The organism is Paraburkholderia aspalathi (assembly GCF_905220735.1).
In the GTDB taxonomy this organism is placed as follows: Bacteria; Pseudomonadota; Gammaproteobacteria; order Burkholderiales; family Burkholderiaceae; genus Paraburkholderia; species Paraburkholderia aspalathi.
The window spans coordinates 1,611,395-1,634,896 of record NZ_CAJNBA010000001.1 but is presented as its reverse complement, the minus strand read 5'-3'; the positions used below and the strand labels follow the sequence as shown (position 1 = coordinate 1,634,896).

Genomic DNA, 23,502 nt, shown 5'->3' with positions numbered 1-23,502 from the left:
GCGGGTCCCGCAGCCCACACAGGGTAGTGGTGCATCTGGAATCTGTGTTCGTGCCCGTGCATAAGCTTGTGACAAGGGCGTCATACTTCCGGCGGCGCTGCGCGCGCCGAAGCGTTCTTCTTAAAACCAATCGGCAGTTTAGCTTGGTTTCTTCAAGGCGCATCGGTGGTTTGCTTGGGTCTGAAATGCGTTTTTTGCTTATCCTTCCGCTCGCCGCTTACGCCCTCTGCACGAACGCCAAGGTTTGCTCCGCTACCCTGTCTCGTTCGTTGTCCAGTGTGATCATGTGGTAGCTGTCGGTCAAGCGTACCAAGGTCACGGCGCGGCTTCCCAAGTGTTCGCACACGAATTCCGCGGAACGGATGCTCGTCACCTCGTCTTCTTCCGAATGCATGACCAGGGTCTCGCATGTCACGCGGCTCAGGGCTCGCTTCACCGCGAAGCGCATCCAGTCGACCTGCTCGATCGCCGCTAACGGCACGTACGGGTAGTGGACGCCACTGCCCTTCTGCAAATGGCGGCGGATCAGGTTGCGTATGCGCGCATTCTTGATGCCGAACGGCTCGCCCTCCGGGACGCGAATCAATCGGCGCAGGCCCGGCACGCAATACATCAGGTAGCGCAAGGGACGCAGGCGTGAACCGCCCCAGCCGTCGAGGAATAACGGCGGCGAAAGCAGAATCAGACGCCCTGTCGTCATGCGCTCCCGCGCACTCAACATCAATGCAAGCAAGGCCCCCATCGAAATGCCCGCCACGTCGACTCGCTCGTAACGTTTAGCCAGTTCGCGGTAGGTGCGGCTCAGCAACTGCATGTAGTCGCTCAACGTCACGCGGCTCAATGCGTCAGGGTTCGAACCGTGGCCCGGCAGCGACGGCAAATGCACGTCGCAACCGATCTGCTCGAACTTGCGGTCGAGCGCGCCGAAATCATGGCGTGTGCCACCCAAGCCGTGAATCATCAACACGGCATGGCGGGAAAGTGGGGAAACGCGAGCGGACATCGATAAGCCTGTCATTACACAAGGCTGCGATGCTAATCATCCCCGTCTCGCGTGACTGTCGATTTGATGCCGCGTTTGTGGAGTTTTGTCGGCCGATATTTCGACGTATTACTCAATTGAAACTCAATGCGGACTCCGTCGAACTGCGACCACACTCAAGCGCAACTGCCGTAAGCCTCGTCAATCCCACGCCGATTTGCTGAACTGGTAGCCCTTGCCGCGTACCGTCTTAATGCGCTGCGGGGTGCCGGCGTCGTCATGCAGCTTGCGGCGCAGCTTGGAAATGCCGCCGTCGATCGTGCGGTCGAGGCCGTCGAATTCGATGCCGCGCAGTTGCCGCATCAGCTCGTCACGGCTCACCACCTCGCCCGCGCAACTCACCAAGGCCCACAGCAAATCGAATTCGGCCGATGTCAGATCGGGCAGGCTGCCGTCCGGCAGCTTGACCGTGCGGCTGGCCCGGCTGATCTCGAACTTGCCAAAGGTATAGCTCTCCGGGCGGCCGGACTCCGGCGTGCGTGCGCTCACGCGACGCAACTGCGCCTTGATGCGCGCCAGCAGCACGCGTGGCTCGACAGGCTTGTGCACGTAGTCGTCCGCACCGAATTCGAGGCCCAGCACTTCGTCGAATTGCTCGTCGCGCGCGGTCACCATGATGATCACGCCGTCGAATTGCTCGCGCGCCTCGCGGCAAATCTGGAACCCATCCTTGCCGGGAAGGTTCACGTCGAGAATCACCAGGTCCGGGCGGCGTTTGAGAATCGCCGGCACGGCGTCGTTACCGTGCAGCACGGTCTCGACTTCGTATTCGTGTTTGCGCAGATAACCGGCGACCAGCGCGGACAAGCGGTCATCGTCTTCGACAAGCAGGATCCGGAATGGCATGGGACGAATCGTTCAGGGCTAACTCATTTAATAGCGGCGGGCAACGGTACGAAGCGCTGCACGGCCAGCAAGCGACGGCGCCGCTCAGCATGCGCATCCGCACGGCGCGGACCCGGCCGGCAACGAACCGGACGAGGCGGCTCGACGCACAGCATAGCGGATGCGCCGCACATCATGCGACAAGCGCGACAAAACTCGACAAACACTCAAGCAATTCGACACGGCAGCGCGATCCCCGCCACTAGCATCGCCTCGTTGAAATAGCCAAGGGATCTGCCATGACGACCGTTTCCAGCCAGGGGGCTCGCGCCCACTCGCCGTGGTTCGCGAAAGCCACTGCGTCCTTTGCGGTCATTCAGCAAGCCGCTCATGCACTCTATCCCGGCACCAGCGTGTTTCATCGCTGGCGCCGCCTGCGCTTATGGCTGCGCTCGCTGATGTCGTGGCGTTCGACGCAAGTATGGCTCAAAGGCTGCGCCATTTCACCCTTGCAAGATCTGGTGCGACGTCATCCCACCGCGCTCGAACGCATGCATCGGCCGTTCCTCCATACCCGCTTCAGTCCGCGCGAACGCCTCACGGCGAGCCTCGATCATCATGCGCTGACCCAGCAGCGCGTGCCGCAACTTGCCGCGCGCATCGCCGCAGCCGGCTCGGCGCCGATCGCATCGTTCGAGGTAGGCGCCGAGCGCTGGCACGTGTCGCTCGAGTCGATCGAACAGTTTCAGAAGGAAGGCGACTGGACTTTGTGCATCCGCGATGCGCGGGACCGGCGCATTGTCTCCTGCACCTTCAGCCTCGCCTATCTCGGCGGCAAAGTGCGGCGGCCGCGTCTTTGCATCGGCTCCGTCCAGGGTCCGGACACTTCAGTCAATGGCCGCGAGCTGTTTCGCGCGCTCACCAAGCGTTGGTACGGACTGCGGCCGAAAGTGCTGGTGATTTACCTCGCGCAATGTGTCGCCGCGGCGCTCGATGCAGGCGGCACCTTCATCGTTTCGAAGCAGGCGCACATCTACGCGAACTGGCGCTATTGCCTGAGAAAGCGTCGCGTGGCCGCGGACTACGATCGGCTGTCGATCGAGTGCGGGGCGCTCGCGCGCTGGAATGGCTGGTTCGTTCTCGCACCGCCGGCACGTTATCTGGCTGAACGTCAGGGCGACAATACCGGCAGCGCAATCCGTCGCAAGCGCTACGCATTGCGAAGCGCACTCGCCGCGCAAATCCGCGTCAGCGTCTCAGCAAGCAAAGCGAGCCGGCTCTGCCTGCCTCGCGTTGTCGCTTGAATCCATTGCGATTTTTTTATTGACAAGACGTGCGGCAAAACGGCACACTCATTCGCATGTTGACGCACACCTCCATCGCAGTCGCGATTAAAAACCGAACAATGCATGCCATCATCGGCAGGCGTTTGGGAGCATGTGCGCGTTAGCAGTCTGAATCTGCAAACAGGACCCAAAGGCCCCGCCGGTAACGGAAGGGGCCTTTTGTTTTGTAGGTACCTCCGTCCGCCGGCTCGATGACGGAGAGCAAGATGGATCAGGCAAGCCCGCAGTGCATGGATGACGACTCAAGTCTGTCTGCATATCAACCGGACGAGCGTCTGCCGAAGGTAGTCGTACATTTTTCCGTAGTGCGAGGCGCGACGCTGACGTGGCGTGTCGATGCCGACAGCACGCTCAGTGTTCAAGGCGCGCGCCTATGGCTCACGCGCGTCAGCTCGCCTTACGATCATTGGCTCGAACCCGGCAACGAGTTCCGGCTGCAACGCGGCGAACGCGTGTGGCTCAGCACGGATAGCGAACGCACCGCGCGCGTGTCGTTGAGTTGCGCGCTGCCTGCCAGACGTGGTTTCGTCAGGCGATGGCTGGGGCGGCTCGCATGGTTAGGCCTGGGGCCACCGGCGGCTCGATAGCGCGCCCCTCGCGATTCGAACTTCGTACTTTCGTGCCGTAGAAAAGCAAACACCCCTGCAATGAGGGGTGTTTGCTGACGTGGCATTGACTGCGCCACCTGATGTGGTGCCACCTATTGCGGCGTCACCTGCACGGCCGCTGCCGAAACGAATACCGCGTGAATCGTATCGCCGACCTTGACACCCTTCAGATCGACGTCCGGTCCGACTTCGAGCGTTTGCGTCTGATACGCGCCGCGCAGCGTGACGAGGCGTTTCTTGTGATCGATCTTCTGCACGGTGGCGAGCACTTCGACCTGACGCGCGGATGCAAATCCACCCGAGGCCGGGGCATACACCTGGGTATCGACGCGCGCACGAATACCCTTGTCCGGACCGGTGACCTTGTCTGCCTTCACCAGCAACGCATTCTTGTAGAGCACGTCCACCCGATCACCGATCTTCAGTTGATCGAAGCCCGCGACTTCCTGGCTCACCAGCACGACCACCACGTTGCCGCCCGGCCCTTTGAGCGTGAGTGTGCGGGTGCCCGGATCGATACCGACGATCTGCGCCTTCACGTGCACCGGTTGCACTGCGCTGACGATGCCCTGCGCAGCACTGGCCATCGCATCTTGCGCCCACGCCGGTTGTGCCGCGGCGAAAGCCGCTACCATCAACGCTGCTCCAATCGTCGCTGCCTTCATTTACTCTCTCCTCGAGAAATTGTTCGATCTGGCGTGACGGCGATCTGAAACCGCAGGATGCCGATTAACGCCACGAATGCATCCAGTTTCGGGGTGACAATTACTAAAAGGGTACGGCGCAACGATTGTACATGCCTTACAAGAAGCTACGGCCGTTTATATTGCTGATTTTAAAATCAGCGTGCGGCATGCTGCAAAATGCCACAACGTGCCGTCGTAGCGGCACCTAGCGAGTTGACAGCATTGCTTTAACCTGCCAGATCATCTATATATGGCGACAATACTCGCCATGCATAAAGCATTAAATACATACCGCATGATGACCCAATGGTTTCATTATTCTTTTATCGACGACATTCGCTGCAACGCAATAGGAAATTGCATTAACACCGATTAAACATCAATTCAATAGCCTGTGAATTCACGCGCCGCGCAAAATAAAACAGCCCCGTCGCCTGAGCGAAGGGGCTGTTCGTTATGCGGCTACGGGACTGCTATACGCGAAGCGTCGACACGCAAGATGCTGCGGCACTTCCCCGCGCAAACGCCAAACCGTTATACACGTTCGATCGCGATCGCGATGCCTTGACCGACACCGATACACATCGTGCACAGCGCAAAACGGCCTTGCGTGCGGTGCAGTTGATACATCGCGGTGGTCACCAGACGCGCGCCGCTCATGCCGAGCGGGTGGCCGAGCGCGATCGCGCCGCCGTTCGGATTCACACGGGCGTCGTCGTCGGCCACGCCGAGTGCGCGCAGCACCGCGAGGCCTTGTGACGCGAACGCTTCGTTCAGTTCGATCACGTCGAATTGATCGATGGTCATGTTCAGACGCGCCAGCAACTTCTGCGTGGCCGGCGCCGGGCCGATGCCCATCACGCGCGGCGCGACGCCTGCCGTTGCGATACCGAGCACGCGTGCACGCGGCGTGAGGCCGAAGCGCCTGGCGGTCTCTTCATTCGCGAGCAGCAAAGCCGCCGCGCCATCGTTCACGCCCGACGCATTGCCTGCCGTGACCGTGCCGTCCGGACGCACCACGCCCTTGAGCTTGGCGAGCGTTTCGATGCTGGTTTCGCGCGGGTGTTCGTCTTGCAACACCGTGATCGGATCACCTTTCTTCTGCGCGATGGTCACGCCGACGATTTCCTGCGCGAGCGTGCCGTCGCGTTGTGCGCGTGCCGCTTTCTGCTGACTGCGCAGCGCAAACGCGTCCTGATCGGCACGGCTGATCTTGTAATCGGTCGCGACGTTTTCGCCAGTCTCGGGCATCGAATCGACGCCGTACATCTGCTTCATCAGCGGGTTCACGAAACGCCAGCCGATCGTCGTGTCGAAGATATCGGCCTGGCGCGAAAACGCGCTGGTGGCCTTGCCCATCACGAACGGCGCACGGCTCATGCTTTCGACGCCGCCGGCAAGCATCAACGCGGCCTCGCCCGACTTGATCGCGCGTGCGGCAATGCCGACAGCATCCATGCCCGAGCCGCACAGGCGGTTCACCGTGGAGCCCGGCACGCCTTGCGGCAAACCGGCCAGCAACAACGACATGCGCGCCACGTTGCGGTTGTCTTCACCGGCTTGGTTCGCGCAGCCGTAGATCACGTCGTCAATCGCGTTCCAGTCGACGTCCTTGTTGCGCTCCATCAGCGCTTTGAGCGGCACCGCGCCCAGATCGTCGGCGCGAACCGACGACAGCGAACCCGCATAGCGGCCGATGGGGGTGCGAATCGCGTCGCACAGGAATGCTTCGGTCATGTGATGTCTCCAGTTGATGTGCTGCATGCGCTGCGCCGCTCGCGGATATCGGTTCGTGACGCCGGCCGCTCGCGCGTGACGCGCGCTGGATACCGTGCGGTATCGACCCGGCTGACGCAACGGGAACGGTCACATGGCAGCCGTCGCGACAGATCAGCTTAGCGCAGGATGATGAACGATGGGCTCAGGATCTTAGCCATTTGTTCGATATACGAACACAAGGTCATATATCGAACAACTTAGGCTCGATAATAGGCGTGTGCCCGAAACCATGTCAAGCAAAGCCGGCCTCGGACCAGGGAATATCTGCAGGCCGGTGGCGTTTAGCCGTGACCCGTCAAAAGGTCTGAAGATTGACTCGCTCATGCCGGCAAGCGTGTTCTTACGCCTGCCGGCATGAGGCTTTGGACGGTTCTGCTGTCCGGGATGCCATTATTGAAATGGCAGCTTCAACACGCGCGTTATCAGCGGATCTGAATACCCTCGTCGGCGATATAGCCGCGAATCACATCGGCAAAGCTGTGGTCGCCGGTCAAGCCGAGCCGTTCGGCACGTGAGGGATCCCACTGCCCCGGCCAGCTGCCGACGATCTTCTCCACCCGCGCATCCGGCTGCCACACGATCCGCTTCGCGGCCTCTTCTCCCGCTACTTCGCGCAGCGCCGCCACCATCTCGTCGACGCTCACCGAAATCCCCGGCAGATTCAGCACACGCTGGTTGCCGAGCGCAGCGGCATCGATTTCGAGTCCGGCGATCAGGCTTTCTATGGCCTTGCGCGGCGACAGCAGCCACAAACGCGTCGTGCCCGCTACCGGGCACACCGCCGCTTCGCCGTTCAGCGGCTCGCGAATGATGCCGCTCGCGAACGACGAGGCCGCCGCATTCGGCTTGCCCGGGCGCACGCTAATCGTGGGCAGGCGCAATACCCGCCCGTCGACGAAACCCCGCCGCGTGTAGTCGTTGAGCAACAACTCTGCGATCGCCTTCTGCGCACCGTACGACGATTGCGGATTCAGCGTGGTGTCGTCCTGCACGACTGCGGGCAGATCGCCGCCGTACACGGCCACAGAACTCGTAAACACCACACGCGGCGCATGCCCACGCTGCCGGCACGTTTCCAGCAGCAGACGCGACGCGTCCAGATTGATGCGCATGCCGAGATCGAAATCCGCCTCGGCCTGCCCGCTCACGATCGCGGCAAGATGGAAGATGGCCGACGTCCTGTCGTCGATCACGCGCTCGAGCACGCTGCGCTCGGCGATATCGCCCACTTCCGTGCGTACACGCGCATCGCCGAAATCGCTTCCGTGCACCACGTCAAGCAGCACCAGTTCGGTGATCGCTTGCGGCTTGCCGTGCTCATCCTTCAGTGAACCGCGCGCCAACAATTCGCGCGCGAGACGCTGGCCGAGAAAACCCGCACCGCCGGTAATCAGTACTTTCATGATGTGCTTTGTCCTTGCATGATCGGCTGCTCTGTCGCTTGCTAGCGCGCGGCATTCAGATACGGCTTAAGCCAATCGAGCCCAGCCGACGTGCCGGCCCGCGGGCGGTACTCGCAACCGATGTAGCCGTCGTAGCCTAGCGTGTCGATCAGATCGAACAGGTAGGGATAATTCAGTTCGCCGATATTGGGTTCATGACGTTCCGGCACGCCGGCGACCTGAATGTGGCCGATACCTGCCATATCGCGTTTGAGCTTGACCGCGAGGTCGCCCTCGACGATCTGGCAGTGATAACAATCGAACTGCACCTTGAGATTCGGTGCACCCACTTCCGCGCAAATCGCCTGCGCATCATCCTGGCGGTTCAGAAAGAAGCCCGGTATATCGCGCGTATTGATCGGCTCGATCACGACAGTAATGCCGTCCCCTTGCGCGGCCTTCGCGGCATAAGCGAGATTCTTCAGATACACCTCGCGATGCTTCGCCCTCGGCTGATCCGCGCCGATCAAACCGGCCATCACATGCAGTTTGCGATTGCCGAGCACGCGCGTGTAATCGAGCGCGGTCTCGATGCTGCGGCGAAATTCGTCTTCGCGCCCGGGCAGCGAAGCAATGCCGCGTTCGCCCGCGGCCCAGTCGCCGGGCGGCGCATTAAAAAGCGCCTGAGTCAGGCCGTTCGCTTCGAGCCGCGCCTTGATTTCCCCGGCACGGAAATCGTAGGGGAACAGAAACTCCACAGCCTTGAAGCCGTCTTTAGCCGCGGCGGCGAAACGGTCGAGGAAGGCGTGCTCGTTGTACATCATGGTCAAATTCGCAGCAAAGCGAGGCATGGCAGCAACTCCTTTAAAACGGTTTCGTTCAGCGTGCGGAAGCCGCCATGAATGCATGCTCCGCACACAAAATCTCACGATGGCGCATGCGTCTACCAGCGCGCGCCGAACGCGGTTTTCAGTTCTTCGAGCGCCGCATTGCCGAGCGGCGCCGGTCGCGGGTTCGTCATTAGCCACAGGCGGGCGGTCTCTTCGAGCTCCTCAAGCGCATACGCCGCCTGCGCCACCGAACGCTCCCACACCACCGGGCCGAGGCGCTCGAGCAACACCGCACGAACGGTGCCGGCGAGTGCGGCGATCTGCTCGGCCACTTGCGGGTCGCCGGGGCGCTTGTAACGAATCAGGGGGACGTGACCCACTTTCATCACGTAGTACGGCGTGATCGGCGGCAGAACATCGTCGTCGTGCCATACGCCGGCGAGCGTCAACGCAACCAGATGCGTCGAATGCGTGTGGACGATGCCGCGTGCCTCGCCATTGCGTGCGTAAATGCCCCGATGCAGCGCCAGCGTTTTCGACGGCTTGCCGCCGGACACCGCATTGCCGGCGAAATCGACCTTGGCGATATCGGCGGGATCGAGCCGGCCGAGACAGGCATCGGTCGGCGTGATCAGCCAGCCGTCGTCAAGGCGCGCGCTGATGTTGCCCGCGCTGCCCACCGTATAGCCGCGTTGATAGAGACTCGCACCGGTCACGCAGATTTCTTCGCGCACGCGTGCTTCGCTCGTCGTGTGGAGTGCGGGTGTGCCGGTCATTGCACGCCTCCATCGAGGTGACGCAGCGCCTTGTCGAAAAAGTCGGTCGTGCCGAAGTTGCCGGATTTCAATGCGAGCGCGAGCGGGTCGGCGTCCGTCGTCGCGGTCGCCGGCACGCCGGGATCGATCTGCGCACCGATCCGCAATGTGCGCACGCCGAGCGCCTGCACTACGGCGCCGGAAGTCTCGCCGCCCGCCACCACGAACTTGCGCACGCCGCGTTCGTGCAAACCGCGTGCGATCGACGCCAGCGTGGATTCAACCAGGTGTCCCGCTTCGTTGACGCCGAGCTCGCGTTGCACCGCTTTGACTTCGTCGGGCGTGGCGGTGGCGTAGATCAATACGGGCTCGGCTTTGTCCAGGTACGGCTGCGCAAAGGCCAGCGCCTGCTCGATCACCGGTTCGCCGCGTGCCGCCGCCAGCGGATCGATGCGGAACGCGGGCCGTGTTTCGCGCCAGACCGCCACTTGCGCGTTAGTCGCTTTCGAAGCACTGCCGGCCAGCACCGTCGACAATCCTTCGACACGCGGCAATTGCGCGGCATCATTGCCTTCCGCAAGCAAACCAGCGCGACGGAAATTGGCGGGCAAACCTAGCGCCACGCCGGACCCACCGGTGATCAGCGTGAGGTCGGCACATGCCTCGCCGAGCACGTAAAGATCCGCGTCTGATACTGCGTCGGCAATCGCTATTCGCACGCCGTCACCGCGAAGCGCAGCAAAAGACTCGCGTACTGCCGACACGCCTTTTGCCACCGTGTTATAACGCACGAGGCCGACTTTCGATCCAGTCTGTCGCTGCAGCACACGCACGAGGTTCGCATCGCGCATCGGCGTCAGCGGATGGTTTTCCATACCCGATTCGTTCAGCAAGGTGTCGCCGACGAACAGATAGCCGCGATAGATCGTGCGGCCGTTCTCGGGAAATGCCGGGCAGGCAATCGTGAAAGCCGTTGCGCCAACCTCTGCGGACAACGCGTCGAGCAAGGCATCCGTGACCGGACCGATGTTGCCGGCGTCGGTCGAATCGAACGTCGAACAATATTTGAAAAAGAACTGGCGGCATCCTTGTGCGCGCAACCAGTCGAGCGCGGCGAGCGATTGCGCGACCGCGTCGGCGGCGGGAATCGTGCGCGATTTCAGCGCGACGACCAGCGCGTCGGCTTGGACGGCATCGTTCGACGCGGGCACGCCGATGGTCTGCACCGTGCGCATGCCGCCGCGCACCAGCATGTTGGCGAGATCGGTGGCGCCGGTGAAATCGTCGGCGATACAGCCGAGCAGCGCGCGTCTGGACGGAGTGGTCATGGCAGGCTCCGCGCTTACTTCGCCGCCGGCAAGTCAATGCCGGGGAAGATCTTGATCACAGCCGAATCGTCCTCGCCACCATGCCCTGCAGTCGACGCCATCATAAACATCTGATGCGCCGCCGCCGATAGGGGCAGCGGGAATTTCGAGCGGCGCGCGGTATCGAGCACGAGACCAAGATCCTTCACGAAGATATCGACCGCCGAGAGCGGCGTGTAATCGCCGCTCAGAATATGCGGCACGCGGTTCTCGAACATCCACGAATTGCCAGCGCTGTGCGTGATCACCTCGTACAGCGCATCAGGATCGACGCCTTCGCGCAAGCCGAGCGCCATCGCCTCGGCGGCCACGGCGATATGCACGCCGGCCAGCAACTGATTGATGATCTTCACCTTCGACCCCGCGCCGTGCGCCGAGCCCAGCCGATAAACCTTGCCCGCCATCGCGGCCAGCACGTCCTCGCACGCGGTATAAGCGGTGTCCGGGCCGGACGTCATCATCGTCATTTCGCCGGACGCGGCGCGCGCCGCGCCACCGGAGACCGGCGCGTCGAGCATTTGCAAACCGGCCGCTTCGATGCGCTTGCCGAGTTCGATCGCGAAGTCCGGAGCGACGGTTGCGCTTGCAATCACCACGCTGCCGGGTTTCATCGCGGCGACCGCGCCTTGCGCGCCGAATAGCACCGCTTCGGTTTGGGCCGCATTCACGACCAGCGTGACGACTACCTCGCATTGCGCGCCGAGCTCGGCAGGCGACGCACAGCCGACGCCGCCCGCCGCCACGAACGCTTGCAGGATCTCGCTGCGCAGATCGCATGCGTGGACCTGAAAACCCGCGCTCAGCAGTGAGCGCGCGACGCCCATGCCCATCGCCCCGAGACCGATAACGCCGACATTTCTGGACATGCCTGACCTCTACTTTGGTTAGCCGCGAGCGCAGCGATAAAACCCAACCCGGCACCCGCGCCGGCTTGGTTCAGCTCAACAAATGCCCGCGTCGGCGAGCCGCCGGGCCGCATTGTTCATATGCGTACTCGCCGCATTGCGCGCCGCCATCGAATCGCCGGCCCGGATCGCCGCGACGATGGCCGCATGCTCTTCGCGCACCTGGCGTGAGAAGTCATCGCGCAGCGCTTCGTTGCGACGGGTGACCAAGGTGCCGGCCTCGAGGTACTGATTCAGGAAGGTGAGTGTCTTGAGGAAATACGGATTGCCGGTGGCCGCGGCGATTACGCGATGGAAAGCAACATCTTCGGCCACGCCGTTCTCGCCTTCGGCCACCGCTTCGTCGATCTTCGCGAGGGCGGCGTCGATCGACATCATGTCCGCGTCGCTGCGGCGCATGGCGGCTTCCGAGGCGACTTCCGCCTCGATCGCCCGCCGCAGCGCGAGGATCTGCAGCACCGAGCCGGTTTCGACCGCTTCCGCATAGTCGATGCGCAGCGGCCGGATCGCGCCGTGCGCGGCGATAAACACGCCGCTGCCCTGGCGCGGCTCGACCACGCCCTCGTTTTTCAACCGCGAAATCGCCTCGCGGATCACCGTGCGGCTTACGCCGAACTGCTGCGCCAGCACCGCCTCGGTCGGCAGCTTGCCGACGCGCGCGAAGGTGCCTTTGTCGATCTGCTTGAGCAACTGCTGCGCGACGGTATCGCTCAGCGCGCGGGCAGGAATCTTGTCGAACATGGGGGCCCCGAAGAATCAGGTTGTCGGGTCATCATACAAATTTGAGGCTCGGGCGGCATCGATGCAAACCCTGAGTTTTCTGGGCACAGTCGCGCGACGCCTATGGCGCGCACGTCGTAACGGCCGATCGGACATCAGTCGGCGGTGGTGTTCCTATTCCTTCACTGGCGGCTGCACAGAATCAAATACCTGCCCATGGTCATAGATAAACAGAAACACGCACCCCGTTTCGCTCCTGAAGCCGTGATCGATGGTTCCCGCGCTGGCAATGCCGACCCATCCTGCCGACAGGACCTCGCCGTTCTGAACAGCCTCACCCTCGAGCATGTAAATGAATTCCGGCCCAGTATGGAAATGGTCCGGAAAGGTCACGCCCGGAGCGAATTTCACTAACTGAATTGCGCGGCCGTCCGCGGTGCCGAGGTTTTTGACTTCAACGCCAGGGGCGACGGCCGATCGCTGCCACGGGACCGCTTCGCTGTCGCGGCGGCTAAAGAAGGGAAATGCGGCGATCTCTTTCATCTGGATGTCCCGGCGACGTTAATCCCCAAGCCCGAAAGTCCGTCAAGCGCCCTGACTACGTGATCTCGTGCGCAAGCGCAGCGATCGGCCATGCTAGGCTACGCGTAGAAATGTCCCGCGTGGTATAAATTGCGGCGTCGGGAAAAGAAACATCGAAAGTTCAAGTTGCCTGAATATCCGCGCCCGCTCTGTCGTTTAGGTTAAACGCAGGCGATATAAGGTGGATCGATGATCGACGTTATCCAGCATATTGTCCGGCAGCGGCGCCTGTGCGTCGCCCTATGCGGCTGCGCCGCAGTCGCCGGCTGCATGGTCGGTCCCGATTACCGTACTCCCCCCGCGCCCGCTACCGACACCTACACCGCCTCGCCACTGCCCGACCAGACGGCCTCTTCTCCGGGAGCCGCCGGCTTGCCGCAGCGCTTTGTGCCGGGACAGGACATTCCCGCCGCCTGGTGGGCGCTCTTTCATTGCGAACCGCTCGACGCGCTGATTCGTCAGGCCCTCGTCAACAGTCCAAACATCACCGCGGCGCAAGCCGCATTGCGGCAGGCACGCGAAAACTTCTCAGCGCAGGCCGGCGGCACCCTTCTGCCTAGCGTCGACGCGCAGCTTGGCGCCACGCGCGAGAAACTGAACGGCATCGCATTCGGCCAACCCGGCGTGGTCGATGAGTTCAATCTGTACAACGCATCGGTAAACGTGTCGTACAAACTCGACGTGTTCGGCGGCTCACGGCGCGAGCTCGAAGCACTGCACGCGCAAATCGATTACCAGCGTTTCCAGTTGCAGGCCGCTTATCTCGCGATGTCCGCCAACATCGTGACCGCGGCCGTCAAGGAAGCGTCGCTGCGCGCGCAGATCGAGGCAACCGAGCGGATCGCCGCGGAGGAAGACGAGCAACTCGGCGTACTCGGCAAGCAGTTCGAACTGGGCGGCGTGGGCCGCACGGCGGTGCTCGCGCAGCAAACCCTCCTTGCGCAGACCCGCGCCACGCTGCCGCCTCTGCAACAGCAACTCGACCAGACGCGTCACCAGCTCGCCGTGCTGGCCGGCAAATTGCCCAGCGACGCCACCTTGCCCGAATTCAGGCTCGAGATGTTTTCGTTGCCCGAAGCGCTGCCTGTGAGCCTGCCGTCGGCACTGGTGCAGCAGCGGCCCGACATCCTCGCCGCCGACGCCGTGCTGCATCAGGCCAGCGCGCAAGTCGGCGTGGCGACCGCGGCGATGTATCCGCAGATCACGCTGTCCGCGAGCTACGGCGCCGAGGCCCTGACGCCGGCCCAGGTGTTCAAGGCCGGCAGCACGATCTGGAGCCTGGGCGCCGGTTTGCTGCAACCGGTCTTCCACGGCGGACAACTGAGCGCGCAGAAGCGCGCGGCCGAGGCGGCATACGAACAGGCCGATGCGCAATATCGTGAAACGGTGCTGCTGGCGTTCCAGAACGTCGCGGACTCGCTGCGCGCGCTCGATCACGACGCGACCGGCCTGAAAGCGCAGACGGACGCCTGGCGCTCCGCCAGCGATTCGCTCGAACTGACGCGCGGGCAGTATCGCGTCGGCGGCGTGAGCTACCTGGCGCTCCTCGATGCCCAACGCCAGTACCAGCAAACGGTGGTGAGCCTCGCGCAGGCCCAGGCCTCCCGCTACGCCGACACCGCGGCCCTCTTCCAGGCGCTCGGTGGCGGCTGGTGGAACGCTGCAGCGCCGACCGCCGCCGCAACAACGCAATGACGCAGCGACCGACGCATTGACATAACCAGACAGAACGCTCGCCGTACCGCTCTTTGCAACACGCGCTGTCAGACACGAAGGCATGCAAAGTCCGGCGCTTCGCCCAATGCCGTGCAAGGACATCACGATGACCGAAAGAAAACCGATGACGAAGCGGATGGTGATCATGCTGATCTGTGTCGGCCTGCTGCTGGCCGCACTCGTCGGCTTCAACCAGTTCCGCTCGTATATGTTCGCCAAGTTCATGGCGGGCAACGCGGCGCCGCCCGCCACCGTTTCGGCGGTCGTCGCCGGTTATCAGTCGTGGCAACCGCAGCTGGCGGCGGTCGGCAGCCTGCGCGCCGTGCGCGGCGTCGACGTTACGACCGAAGTCGCGGGCCTCGTGCGCGAGGTGGCGTTCAGCTCGGGGCAGGAAGCGAAGGCCGGGCAAGTCCTCGTCAGACTCAATGCCGACAGCGACGTGGCGCTGCTCCAGTCGCTCCAGGCTGCAGCAGAACTCGCACAGACGGTCTACACGCGCGACAAGGCGCAGTACGACATCAAGGCCATCGCCAAGGCGCAGCTCGACGCGGACGCCGCCGACCTGAAGGGCAAGAAGGCGCAAGTCGCGCAACAGGTCGCGCTCGTCGACAAGAAGACCATCCGCGCACCGTTTGCGGGGCGCCTCGGCATCACCACGATCAATCCGGGCCAATACATCAATCCGGGCGATGCGATCGTCACGCTTCAGGCGATCGATCCGATCTACGCCGATTTCTACCTGCCGCAACAGCAGCTCGGCCAGCTCGCGATCGGCCAGACCATCGTGGTCGACACCAACGCGTTTAGCGGCCAAACATTCGTGGGCAAGATCCAGTCGCTCAGCCCGAAAGTCGACAGCACCACGCGCAACGTGCAGATCGAAGCGAGCGTGGACAATCACGAGCGCAAGCTGCTGCCGGGCATGTATGCGAACGTGAAAATCGACGCGGGCGCCGGACAACGCTACCTCACGCTGCCGCAAACGGCGATCACGTACAACCCCTATGGCGCGACCGTGTTCGTCGTCAAGCCGGGCACACAAGCCAATGCGCAAGGCAAGAAGCTGCCCGTCGCGCAGCAGGTGTTCGTCACGCCAGGGCCGACGCGCGGCGATCAGGTTGCGATCCTCAAAGGCGTCGAGGCCGGCACGCAGGTCGTGACGAGCGGGCAGCTCAAACTCAAGAACGGCACGCCGCTCGTCATCAACAACAGCGTGCAGCCCTCGGACAGTCCGAACCCGACGCCGCAGGAACAATAGAGAGACCGCGCGATGACATTCACCGATCTCTTTATCCGGCGGCCCGTGCTTGCATCGGTCGTCAGCCTGCTGATTCTCGTGCTCGGACTGCGCTCGCTGGCGACCCTGAAAGTCAGCCAGTATCCGCAAACCGAAAACGCCGTTGTGACGATCAGCACGGCTTACTACGGGGCGAACGCCGACACCATCGCCGGTTTCATCACGCAGCCGCTCGAGGCGGCAATCGCTCAGGCGCAAGGCATCGACTACATGTCGTCGACGAGCAGCACCGGCGTGTCGACCATTACGGCGACACTGCGCCTGAACTACGACGCGAACCGCGCGCTGACCGAGATCAACACGCAGATCGGCTCGGTACGCAACCAGTTGCCGCCGCAGGCGCAGCAGCCGGTGCTGACGGTACAGACCGGGCAGACCACCGACGCGATGTACATGGGCTTCTACAGCGACGTGCTGCCGAGCAACAACGTCACGGATTATCTGCTGCGCGTCATCAAGCCCAAGCTCGATTCGATCGAAGGCGTGCAGACGGCGGAAATTCTCGGCGGACGGCAGTTCGCGTTACGCGCGTGGCTCGATTCGACACGGCTCGCCGCGCACGGCGTGACAGCGAGCGACGTCTTCACGGCGCTCGGCAACAACAACTACCTCGCGACGCTCGGCACGACGAAGGGGCAAATGGTCAGCGTCGACCTGAACGCGGGCACGGACCTGCATACCGTCGACGACTTCAAGCAACTCGTCATCAAGCAGAAAAACGGCGCGATCGTGCGCCTCGAAGACGTCGCGAACGTCGTGCTCGGCGCCGATAGCTACGACTTCAACGTCGCGTTCAGCGGCAAGCGTTCGGTGTTCATCGGCATCAAGGTGGCGCCGGACGCCAATATCCTCGATGTCGCCAAACGCGTGAAGGCCGTGTTTCCCGGGCTGCAGAAGCAGTTTCCGACCGGCATGACCGGCGAGATCGTTTATGACGCGACCGACTTCGTCAACACGGCCATCGTCGAGGTGATCAAGACGCTGGTCGAGGCGCTGCTGATCGTCACCGCGGTGATTTTCCTGTTCCTCGGCAGCTTCCGCGCGGTCATCGTGCCGCTGATCGCGATGCCTCTGTCGCTCATCGGCACGTTCTTCGTGATGCAGTTGCTCGGCTATTCGATCAATCTGCTGACACTGCTCGCGCTCGTGCTCGCGATCGGGCTCGTCGTGGACGACGCGATCATCGTCGTCGAAAACGTCGATCGCCATATGAAGGAGGAAGGCAAGGCGCCTTTCGATGCCGCGCTGATCGCCGCGCGCGAACTCGGCGGACCGATTCTCGCGATGACTGTCGTGCTGATCGCCGTGTATGTGCCGATCGGTTTTCAGGGTGGCCTGACGGGCGCCCTCTTCACCGAGTTCGCCTTCTCGCTCGCCGGCGCGGTGACCGTGTCCGGTGTGATCGCGCTGACGTTGTCGCCGATGATGTGCTCGCGCTTCTTCCGCGCGGACCAGGAGTCCGGCCGCTTCGCGCGTTTCGTCGACCGCCAGTTCGAACGCGTCCATCGTGGCTATGGCCGCCTGTTGCACTCAACGCTCGACACGTGGCCCGTGTTCACCATCATGGGCGCGCTGCTGCTCTGCGGCACGGTCTACCTGTTCATGACCTCGAAGGCGGAGCTTGCGCCGCAGGAGGATCAGGGGATCGTCCTGTCGCAGATCCAGGGGCCGCCGAACGCGACCATTCAGCAGATGCAGATGTACGCGGACCAGGTGTTCGATATCTCCAAGGCGCTGCCTGAATACGCGCAGATGTTCCAGCTCACGGGCGCGCCGACACTCAACCAGGGGATCGGTGGTGTGCTGTTCAAGACATGGGACCAGCGCAGCAAGGGCGCGACCGCCTTGCAGCAGGAATTGCAGCAGAAATGGAATCAGATTTCAGGTGCGCGCGTCGCGGCGTTCCAGTTTCCGCCGCTGCCGGGCTCGCAAGGCTTGCCGGTGCAGTTCGTCATCAGCACGACCGAGCCGTTCGAGAACCTCAACGAAGTTTCACAGGCGGTCCTGCAAAAAGCCCGCGAAAGTGGGATGTTTTTCTTCGTCGACAGCGATCTGAAGCTCGACAAGCCGGAGGCCACGCTCGTGGTCGATCGCGACAAGGTCGCCTCCCTCGGGCTCTCGCAGAGCGACGTCGGGCAAGCGCTCGGGTCGGCGCTCGGCGGCGGCTATGTCAACTACTTCTCGATCGCCGGGCGCTCGTACAAGGTGATTCCGCAGGTCTTGCAGACCGATCGTCTGAATCCTTCGCAGGTGCTCGACTACTACCTGCGCACGCCGGATGGCAGTGTTATGCCGGCTTCGACGATTGCGCATCTCGAACACAACGTCGTGCCGGAATCGATCAACCACTTCCAGCAACTCAACTCGGCGACGATCTCAGGCGTGATCGTGCCGGGCGTGTCGCAAGGCGAGGTGCTCGATTTTCTGCGTAAGGCGACCACCCAGGTCGCACCGGCAGGCTATGCGGCAGATTATTCGGGCCAGTCTCGGCAGTTCGTGCAGGAATCGGGCGGCTTCGTCATCACGCTGCTGCTCGCCACGATCATCGTGTTCCTTGCGCTCGCGGCGCAATTCGAAAGCTTCCGTGACCCGATCGTGATCCTGGTTTCGGTGCCGATGGCGCTGTTCGGTGCGCTCATCTTCATCAACATCGGCTTGACCACGCTGAACATCTACACGCAGGTCGGGCTCGTCACGCTCATGGGGCTGGTCAGCAAACACGGCATCCTGATCGTCCAGTTTGCCAACGAGCTGCAACACGCCGGCAAGTCGAAGCGCGAGGCCCTGGAAGAAGCGGCGGCCGTGCGGCTGCGCCCGATTCTGATGACCACCGCGGCGATGGTGCTTGGCGTCGTGCCGCTCGTGTTCGCCTCGGGCGCGGGCGCCGCGGGCCGCAATGCAATGGGGCTCGTGATCTTCACGGGGCTCTCGATCGGCACCCTTTTTACTTTGTTCGTGGTGCCTGCGATGTATATGTTTCTCGCCGCCGATCATCATCGGGACGCTGCCGCGCAGGAGGCAGGCTAGCGTTTAGTCCGCCTCCCGAGTCAACGAATTATTTATAATCAATGGCTTAGCCACTTGGCGCAAAGCAGATTTCAGCCGCGGCGACCTAGGCGCAAAAGCGGGCAAAGTTGGCGAAACAGAAGGCTTACGCTATCGTCACGCCTTTGCACCGCATCGCGCCGGCTGAAACGCGCGAACGCTACGCGCCCTTCTTCGAACGCATCTTTCAAGGTCCATGAGCAAAGCCCTGCCACCGCCTTCTGCCGTTCCTGCCAGCGCCGAACCGGCCGCGGACAAACCGGGCGACTCGTATGTGCAGTCGTTCGCGCGCGGCCTCTCGGTGATTCGCGCGTTCAATGCCACCCGCCCCGAACAGACCCTCACTGACGTCGCCGCGGCCACCGGCCTGACACGCGCCGGCGCACGCCGCATTCTGCTGACCCTGCAGACGCTCGGCTACGTGGAGGCCGACGGGCGCCTGTTCCGCCTCACGCCGAAGATTCTCGATCTGGGTTTCGCGTATCTGACCTCGATGCCGTTCTGGAATCTCGCCGAACCGGTGATGGAAAATCTGTCGTCGCAGGTTCACGAGAGTTGCTCGGCGGCCGTGCTCGACCGCACCGAGATCGTCTACGTGCTGCGCGTGCCGACGCACAAGATTATGACCATCAACCTGTCGATCGGCAGCCGCTTGCCGGCGTATTGCACGTCGATGGGCCGCGTGCTGCTGTCCGCGCTCGACGACGAAGCGCTCGAAGCGACCCTGAGTTCGACGCCGCTCTATGCGCATACGCCGCGCACGGTGACCGACAAGGAGGAGCTGAAAAAGCTGATCGCGCAGGTGCGCCGCCAGGGATGGGCGATCGTCGACCAGGAACTGGAAGGCGGGTTGATTTCGCTGTCCGCGCCGATTCGCAATCGCCAGGGGCGCGTGATCGCGGCGATGAACATCAGCGGCAATGCTCAGCGCAATTCGGCCAAGCAGATGGTGAAGGCGTTTCTGGAGCCGCTGCAGCAGGCTGCGCAGACGGTCTCGGAGATGGTGGCGCGGCGCGGTTGATTGCGCGCCGGTGGCTTCGATCAGGGCGCGCGCTTCTCGCACGCGCGCCCATTGCGCCTGACGCGGCGCCTCATTAGCAATCCGGGCGCTTCATTGCCCCAGGTACCGCTCCACCAGCCGCGTCCAGAAGGCCGCGCCGACCGGCAGATTGCGGTCGTTGAAATCGTAATGGGGGTTGTGCACCATGCAGCCGTCTTCGCCCGCCCCATTGCCGATCCGCAGGAACGTGCCGGGCCGTTTCTGCAGCATGAAAGCGAAATCTTCGCTGCCCATCAATATGTCGGTCTGCTCGACCACTTTGTCGTTGCCAACCAACTCACGCGCCACCTGCACCGCGAAGTCCGTTTCGGCATCCGAATTGATCACCACCGGATAGCCTTCGATATATTCCACCACCGCTTTGCCGCCATAGCTCGCGGCCTGGCTTTCGGCGAGTTCGGTAATGCGTTTCTTCAGCAGCGCGCGCACTTCCGGGCTGAACGAACGCACACTCAATTCCAGCTTCGCGCTGCTCGAAATCACGTTATTCGCGGTGCCCGCATGCATCGAGCCGACCGTCACCACCGCCGGCTGCGACGGGTCGACGTTACGCGCCACGATCGTCTGCAACGCCATCACGATACTCGCCGCCACCACCACCGGATCGACCGTCAGATGCGGACGCGCCGCATGGCCGCCGACGCCTTCGATCGTGATGATCGCCTTGTCGCCCGCCGACATGAACGGCCCCTTGCGGAACAACATCACGCCCGGTTCGGCGCCCGGATGATTGTGCAAACCGAACACGGCGTCGCACGGAAAGCGCTCGAACAGGCCGTCGTTGATCATCTTCATCGCGCCGCTGTCGATGCCGCTTTCTTCGGCCGGCTGGAAGTACAGATGCACGGTGCCCGAGAAATTGCGCGTGGCGGCAAGATGTTGCGCTGCGCCAAGCAGCATCGTCGTGTGGCCGTCGTGGCCGCAGGCGTGCATCTTGCCGTGCGTGCCGCTCGCGTACGGCAGGCCGGTTTGTTCGATGATCGGCAGCGCATCCATGTCAGCGCGAATACCGATGCTGCGCGTGCCGTTGCCCACCTTCAGCGTGCCCACCACGCCGGTTTGACCGACCCCGCGCGTGACCTGCCAGCCCCATTGTTCGAGCTTCTCCGCCACCAGTGCGCCGGTTTGGACTTCCTCGTAGGCCAATTCTGGATGATGGTGGATGTGATGGCGGATCTCGCGCAGGCTCTCGGTTGCAGGCGCCAGGTCGGACACTTCGGTAAAACGCGCGGCTTCGCTCATCTATCGCTCCATGGAATTCACGCCGCATCACGCGGCAAACAGACGAGCACTATAGCCACGCCATCTTTTTCGAACAAGATACTGTTTCTTGAGCATCATCTCGCGGCGCGATTTGCTGCCCACGCCGGCGGTGCTGCAGTTGGTATCGTGTTTGCAGGAAGCGACCCGGAAGCGCATGGCGGCGGCCGGGTAGTCGAGCCTAGCGAACGTGGGGAGCATGGGAAACGCGGGGAATATCCGCTTCCGCCTGCAAAAAAGCGATCAGCGCGTGCCCCGCGTCTTCCAGTGCTCCGGAGTTATCGATCGTTGTGCATCGAAGCCCTTCCGGCAATGAAAACGGTGCCCGTCGCGCAAGCCTGGCCGCAACCTGTTCCGCCGACTCACGCGCCCGCGCGCCGAGCCGTGCTTCGAGGATATGCGGCGCGGCGTCCACATGCACGACTTCCATGCGCGGATAACGCGCCAACGTATGCTGCAAATGCTGGCGCGACCCGTTGACGACGACCGTGCACCCGCGTGCAAGCCATGCATCGATCTCGATGCCGATGCCATACCGCAGTGAATGGCTCGACCATTCGAGCGCGAACAGACCGAGCACCGAACGCGCCGCGAATTCCTCGACGCTCAACGCAACATGCTCTTCACCGTTGCCGCTCGGCCGCGTGATGTAGCGATGCGCAAACAGAATCGGCTCGCCCATCAGGCGGCTGCGCGCAAAACTCAGCAACGAATCCTTGCCCGCGCCGGACGGCCCCATTACATAAATCAAACGACCTGCCATTGTTATTTCACCTCGCGGGTCTGAAACGGCACACGCTGCCACAGGACGAACGGCTCACCAGGCGCGGGTTCGACAAAAAGCGCCGCGTGATCGACCGCGAGCGGCCCGAGCCCGGGCGTTTGCGCCTGCCACCATGCAACCAGCGTTGCGCGCTCATCTGCATCGGCGAGAGAGCTGGATAACGTCATGTGAAAACGGAATTCGTCGAAGACGTACGGATAACCCCATTCGATCAGCAGCGCACGTTGCCGCTCACTCAACGGCGCGGCAAGACGGCGCGCGAGATCGGCCGCGGAGGGTCTGGCGCGCAGTGCATCGAGCGAGCGCAATGCACTTGCGGCAACAGCACCAATGTTTGCTTCGCCGTTCTGATCCGCGGGACGCAGCGCGACGAAATCGCCCAGCGTTGCGGCTTCGACCGGCAATGCGAATGGGTTTTGCGTATGCGCCCATTGACGCGTCGCTTCCAGCACATGCTGTTGAGTCACGCCGTCAGCGAGACGAAACGGCGCGACCAGCGTGCCGTGCCAGCCATAGCGACGTGGTGCTTCGGTTAGCTCCGCCAGCGCACGCGCCAGGCCTTCCGGTTGCGGCGCCACACAGCGCTCGCCGCTTTCCGCGTCACGCCCCAGCCACGCCGAACCGGCGGCCCACCATGCCGATTCGCGCGACGGCGCGTAATAAACCGCGAACCGTGCGTCGGCATTCCATTCGACCTGATCACCGGTGTTCCCCACCACGGCGCTCATACTTCGTGCTCCACCAGCAACTGCACACGGTCCGCCGCAAAATGCGTGAAGCCGTATTTAATCGGTGTGCCTTCCAGATCGACGTCGACGTTTTCGACCCACAACACCGGCTGCTGCCGGTTGATATTCAAACGCCGCGCCACTTCCGGCTCAGGCAACACGCTGCCGATACGGCTCCACTTGCGCAGGTAATCGGTTACGCCCAATTCGGCCATGGCCTTGGTCACGCCGCCGGTACGCTCCAGCACCTCCGGCAAGTCTGGGAAACGCCCAGCCGGGTACCAGTTACGCGCGAACGTAAGCGGCACGCCATCCGATTCGTGCAAGGTCTCGATCCGGTAGACCGCGGCGCCCGCCCGCAAGCTGAGCGCCTTCGCCACATTCGGCTCGGCCTTCACGCGTGCGGACGACAACATCGTGCCCGCCGCCGCATGGTGCTGCTGCCGCAAGTTTTCTGTAAACCGCGTGCGCCGGCCAATCGAATAGTCGATCGCGCCGGGCTGCACGAAGGTGCCACGCCCCTGCTCGACACTGACGAGGCCCAATGCGGCAAGACCGAGCATGGCGCGGCGCACGGTATGCCGGTTCACGTCGAAGCGTTTGGCCAGTTCGCCCTCGCTCGGCAAACGGCCGTCTTCGCCAAAGCCGCTCGCTGCAATTTCCGCTGCCAGAATCTGTTCGATCTGCCGCCAGACGGCAACGCCCGCGCCGCGTTCGAGCAGCGTGCCCGGCGTCGCGTTGTCGTTCGATGTCATGGTGCTGTCATTCCCTTGGGTTCAAATATT

21 protein-coding genes and 1 pseudogene are annotated in these 23,502 nt (G+C 62.8%); 7 read left to right on the top strand and 15 right to left on the bottom strand.

What is annotated here, in order from left to right; translation table 11 throughout:
- Window positions 1-217: 217 nt before the first annotated feature.
- Window positions 218-1,003 (bottom strand): alpha/beta hydrolase, encoded by a 786-nt coding sequence (locus tag KHO30_RS07260; RefSeq protein ID WP_167378386.1) that lies wholly within the window; start codon window positions 1,001-1,003, stop codon window positions 218-220.
- Window positions 1,004-1,183: 180 nt separating this feature from the next.
- Complete coding sequence (locus tag KHO30_RS07255; RefSeq protein WP_211700433.1) at window positions 1,184-1,888, bottom strand: response regulator; 705 nt, start codon at window positions 1,886-1,888, stop codon at window positions 1,184-1,186.
- A 278-nt stretch (window positions 1,889-2,166) separates the two neighbouring features.
- Between KHO30_RS07255 and KHO30_RS07250 the strand changes: the two genes are divergently transcribed.
- Window positions 2,167-3,171, top strand: a complete 1,005-nt coding sequence (locus KHO30_RS07250; RefSeq protein WP_211700432.1) for a DUF535 family protein — start codon at window positions 2,167-2,169, stop codon at window positions 3,169-3,171.
- Window positions 3,172-3,419: 248 nt separating this feature from the next.
- Entirely contained in the window at window positions 3,420-3,800 is a 381-nt protein-coding gene (locus KHO30_RS07245) for a DUF2917 domain-containing protein (protein ID WP_200620375.1), read from the top strand.
- Between the two features lie 113 nt (window positions 3,801-3,913).
- Here the strand turns inward: KHO30_RS07245 and KHO30_RS07240 are convergent, their stop codons facing one another.
- From KHO30_RS07240 to KHO30_RS07200, 9 genes are all read right to left on the bottom strand, one after another.
- Window positions 3,914-4,486: a hypothetical protein gene (locus tag KHO30_RS07240; RefSeq protein WP_211700431.1), complete on the bottom strand. Its 573-nt coding sequence runs from the start codon at window positions 4,484-4,486 to the stop codon at window positions 3,914-3,916.
- 555 nt (window positions 4,487-5,041) lie between these two features.
- A complete protein-coding gene (pcaF, locus tag KHO30_RS07235; RefSeq protein ID WP_200620377.1) occupies window positions 5,042-6,244 on the bottom strand; it encodes a 3-oxoadipyl-CoA thiolase in 1,203 nt (400 codons plus the stop codon).
- A 464-nt stretch (window positions 6,245-6,708) separates the two neighbouring features.
- Window positions 6,709-7,689 carry a D-erythronate dehydrogenase gene (denD, locus tag KHO30_RS07230; RefSeq protein WP_211700430.1) on the bottom strand — a complete coding sequence of 327 codons (981 nt, stop codon included), beginning with the start codon at window positions 7,687-7,689 and terminating at the stop codon, window positions 6,709-6,711.
- A 41-nt stretch (window positions 7,690-7,730) separates the two neighbouring features.
- Window positions 7,731-8,519, bottom strand: coding sequence for a 2-oxo-tetronate isomerase (gene otnI / locus KHO30_RS07225; RefSeq protein WP_211700429.1), 789 nt, complete (start codon window positions 8,517-8,519; stop codon window positions 7,731-7,733).
- A 92-nt stretch (window positions 8,520-8,611) separates the two neighbouring features.
- Complete coding sequence (gene otnC, locus KHO30_RS07220; RefSeq protein ID WP_211700428.1) at window positions 8,612-9,274, bottom strand: 3-oxo-tetronate 4-phosphate decarboxylase; 663 nt, start codon at window positions 9,272-9,274, stop codon at window positions 8,612-8,614.
- Entirely contained in the window at window positions 9,271-10,581 is a 1,311-nt protein-coding gene (gene otnK, locus KHO30_RS07215; RefSeq protein ID WP_211700427.1) for a 3-oxo-tetronate kinase, read from the bottom strand. Before otnK ends, otnC begins: the two co-directional genes overlap by 4 nt.
- Window positions 10,582-10,595: 14 nt before the next feature.
- Window positions 10,596-11,486 (bottom strand): L-threonate dehydrogenase, encoded by an 891-nt coding sequence (gene ltnD, locus KHO30_RS07210; RefSeq protein ID WP_200623111.1) that lies wholly within the window; start codon window positions 11,484-11,486, stop codon window positions 10,596-10,598.
- Between the two features lie 75 nt (window positions 11,487-11,561).
- Window positions 11,562-12,266: a FadR/GntR family transcriptional regulator gene (locus tag KHO30_RS07205; protein WP_211700426.1), complete on the bottom strand. Its 705-nt coding sequence runs from the start codon at window positions 12,264-12,266 to the stop codon at window positions 11,562-11,564.
- Between the two features lie 153 nt (window positions 12,267-12,419).
- Window positions 12,420-12,788 carry a cupin domain-containing protein gene (locus tag KHO30_RS07200; protein WP_211700425.1) on the bottom strand — a complete coding sequence of 123 codons (369 nt, stop codon included), beginning with the start codon at window positions 12,786-12,788 and terminating at the stop codon, window positions 12,420-12,422.
- 228 nt (window positions 12,789-13,016) lie between these two features.
- On the opposite strand from KHO30_RS07200, the gene KHO30_RS07195 reads away from it, so the two are divergent.
- From KHO30_RS07195 to KHO30_RS07180, 4 genes are all read left to right on the top strand, one after another.
- A complete protein-coding gene (locus KHO30_RS07195; RefSeq protein ID WP_211700424.1) occupies window positions 13,017-14,522 on the top strand; it encodes an efflux transporter outer membrane subunit in 1,506 nt (501 codons plus the stop codon).
- Window positions 14,523-14,649: 127 nt separating this feature from the next.
- Window positions 14,650-15,801 (top strand): efflux RND transporter periplasmic adaptor subunit, encoded by a 1,152-nt coding sequence (locus KHO30_RS07190; RefSeq protein WP_211700423.1) that lies wholly within the window; start codon window positions 14,650-14,652, stop codon window positions 15,799-15,801.
- Window positions 15,802-15,813: 12 nt separating this feature from the next.
- Entirely contained in the window at window positions 15,814-18,867 is a 3,054-nt protein-coding gene (locus tag KHO30_RS07185) for an efflux RND transporter permease subunit (protein WP_093634771.1), read from the top strand.
- Window positions 18,868-19,081: 214 nt separating this feature from the next.
- Window positions 19,082-19,906 carry an IclR family transcriptional regulator gene (locus tag KHO30_RS07180; protein WP_200652623.1) on the top strand — a complete coding sequence of 275 codons (825 nt, stop codon included), beginning with the start codon at window positions 19,082-19,084 and terminating at the stop codon, window positions 19,904-19,906.
- A 90-nt stretch (window positions 19,907-19,996) separates the two neighbouring features.
- On the opposite strand, the gene KHO30_RS07175 is transcribed toward KHO30_RS07180, so the two are convergent.
- The gene (locus KHO30_RS07175) at window positions 19,997-21,187 is read right to left on the bottom strand and encodes a M20 aminoacylase family protein (protein ID WP_211700422.1); all 1,191 of its coding nucleotides are present in this window, start codon (window positions 21,185-21,187) and stop codon (window positions 19,997-19,999) included.
- 88 nt (window positions 21,188-21,275) lie between these two features.
- On the opposite strand from KHO30_RS07175, the pseudogene KHO30_RS07170 reads away from it, so the two are divergent.
- Window positions 21,276-21,380, top strand: a pseudogene (locus tag KHO30_RS07170) (LysR family transcriptional regulator); the annotation flags it as partial.
- Between the two features lie 6 nt (window positions 21,381-21,386).
- Here KHO30_RS07170 and phnN read toward each other — a convergent pair.
- The 3 genes from phnN to phnF are packed head-to-tail and all read right to left on the bottom strand — an operon-like array spanning window position 21,387 to window position 23,472.
- Entirely contained in the window at window positions 21,387-21,968 is a 582-nt protein-coding gene (gene phnN, locus KHO30_RS07165; RefSeq protein WP_211700421.1) for a phosphonate metabolism protein/1,5-bisphosphokinase (PRPP-forming) PhnN, read from the bottom strand.
- 2 nt (window positions 21,969-21,970) lie between these two features.
- Window positions 21,971-22,717: a DUF1045 domain-containing protein gene (locus tag KHO30_RS07160; protein WP_211700420.1), complete on the bottom strand. Its 747-nt coding sequence runs from the start codon at window positions 22,715-22,717 to the stop codon at window positions 21,971-21,973.
- Window positions 22,714-23,472 (bottom strand): phosphonate metabolism transcriptional regulator PhnF, encoded by a 759-nt coding sequence (gene phnF / locus KHO30_RS07155; protein WP_093634776.1) that lies wholly within the window; start codon window positions 23,470-23,472, stop codon window positions 22,714-22,716. Before phnF ends, KHO30_RS07160 begins: the two co-directional genes overlap by 4 nt.
- Between the last annotated feature and the right edge of the window lie 30 nt (window positions 23,473-23,502).

What these genes read in the sequence shown, in the direction of transcription:
- KHO30_RS07260 (WP_167378386.1), bottom strand. Translation starts at nt 1,003, where the DNA reads ATGTCCGCTCGCGTTTCCCCACTTTCCCGCCATGCCGTGTTGATGATT.
- KHO30_RS07255 (WP_211700433.1), bottom strand. Translation starts at nt 1,888, where the DNA reads ATGCCATTCCGGATCCTGCTTGTCGAAGACGATGACCGCTTGTCCGCG.
- KHO30_RS07250 (WP_211700432.1), top strand. Translation starts at nt 2,167, where the DNA reads ATGACGACCGTTTCCAGCCAGGGGGCTCGCGCCCACTCGCCGTGGTTC.
- KHO30_RS07245 (WP_200620375.1), top strand. Translation starts at nt 3,420, where the DNA reads ATGGATCAGGCAAGCCCGCAGTGCATGGATGACGACTCAAGTCTGTCT.
- KHO30_RS07240 (WP_211700431.1), bottom strand. Translation starts at nt 4,486, where the DNA reads ATGAAGGCAGCGACGATTGGAGCAGCGTTGATGGTAGCGGCTTTCGCC.
- pcaF (WP_200620377.1), bottom strand. Translation starts at nt 6,244, where the DNA reads ATGACCGAAGCATTCCTGTGCGACGCGATTCGCACCCCCATCGGCCGC.
- denD (WP_211700430.1), bottom strand. Translation starts at nt 7,689, where the DNA reads ATGAAAGTACTGATTACCGGCGGTGCGGGTTTTCTCGGCCAGCGTCTC.
- otnI (WP_211700429.1), bottom strand. Translation starts at nt 8,519, where the DNA reads ATGCCTCGCTTTGCTGCGAATTTGACCATGATGTACAACGAGCACGCC.
- otnC (WP_211700428.1), bottom strand. Translation starts at nt 9,274, where the DNA reads ATGACCGGCACACCCGCACTCCACACGACGAGCGAAGCACGCGTGCGC.
- otnK (WP_211700427.1), bottom strand. Translation starts at nt 10,581, where the DNA reads ATGACCACTCCGTCCAGACGCGCGCTGCTCGGCTGTATCGCCGACGAT.
- ltnD (WP_200623111.1), bottom strand. Translation starts at nt 11,486, where the DNA reads ATGTCCAGAAATGTCGGCGTTATCGGTCTCGGGGCGATGGGCATGGGC.
- KHO30_RS07205 (WP_211700426.1), bottom strand. Translation starts at nt 12,266, where the DNA reads ATGTTCGACAAGATTCCTGCCCGCGCGCTGAGCGATACCGTCGCGCAG.
- KHO30_RS07200 (WP_211700425.1), bottom strand. Translation starts at nt 12,788, where the DNA reads ATGAAAGAGATCGCCGCATTTCCCTTCTTTAGCCGCCGCGACAGCGAA.
- KHO30_RS07195 (WP_211700424.1), top strand. Translation starts at nt 13,017, where the DNA reads ATGATCGACGTTATCCAGCATATTGTCCGGCAGCGGCGCCTGTGCGTC.
- KHO30_RS07190 (WP_211700423.1), top strand. Translation starts at nt 14,650, where the DNA reads ATGACCGAAAGAAAACCGATGACGAAGCGGATGGTGATCATGCTGATC.
- KHO30_RS07185 (WP_093634771.1), top strand. Translation starts at nt 15,814, where the DNA reads ATGACATTCACCGATCTCTTTATCCGGCGGCCCGTGCTTGCATCGGTC.
- KHO30_RS07180 (WP_200652623.1), top strand. Translation starts at nt 19,082, where the DNA reads ATGAGCAAAGCCCTGCCACCGCCTTCTGCCGTTCCTGCCAGCGCCGAA.
- KHO30_RS07175 (WP_211700422.1), bottom strand. Translation starts at nt 21,187, where the DNA reads ATGAGCGAAGCCGCGCGTTTTACCGAAGTGTCCGACCTGGCGCCTGCA.
- phnN (WP_211700421.1), bottom strand. Translation starts at nt 21,968, where the DNA reads ATGGCAGGTCGTTTGATTTATGTAATGGGGCCGTCCGGCGCGGGCAAG.
- KHO30_RS07160 (WP_211700420.1), bottom strand. Translation starts at nt 22,717, where the DNA reads ATGAGCGCCGTGGTGGGGAACACCGGTGATCAGGTCGAATGGAATGCC.
- phnF (WP_093634776.1), bottom strand. Translation starts at nt 23,472, where the DNA reads ATGACATCGAACGACAACGCGACGCCGGGCACGCTGCTCGAACGCGGC.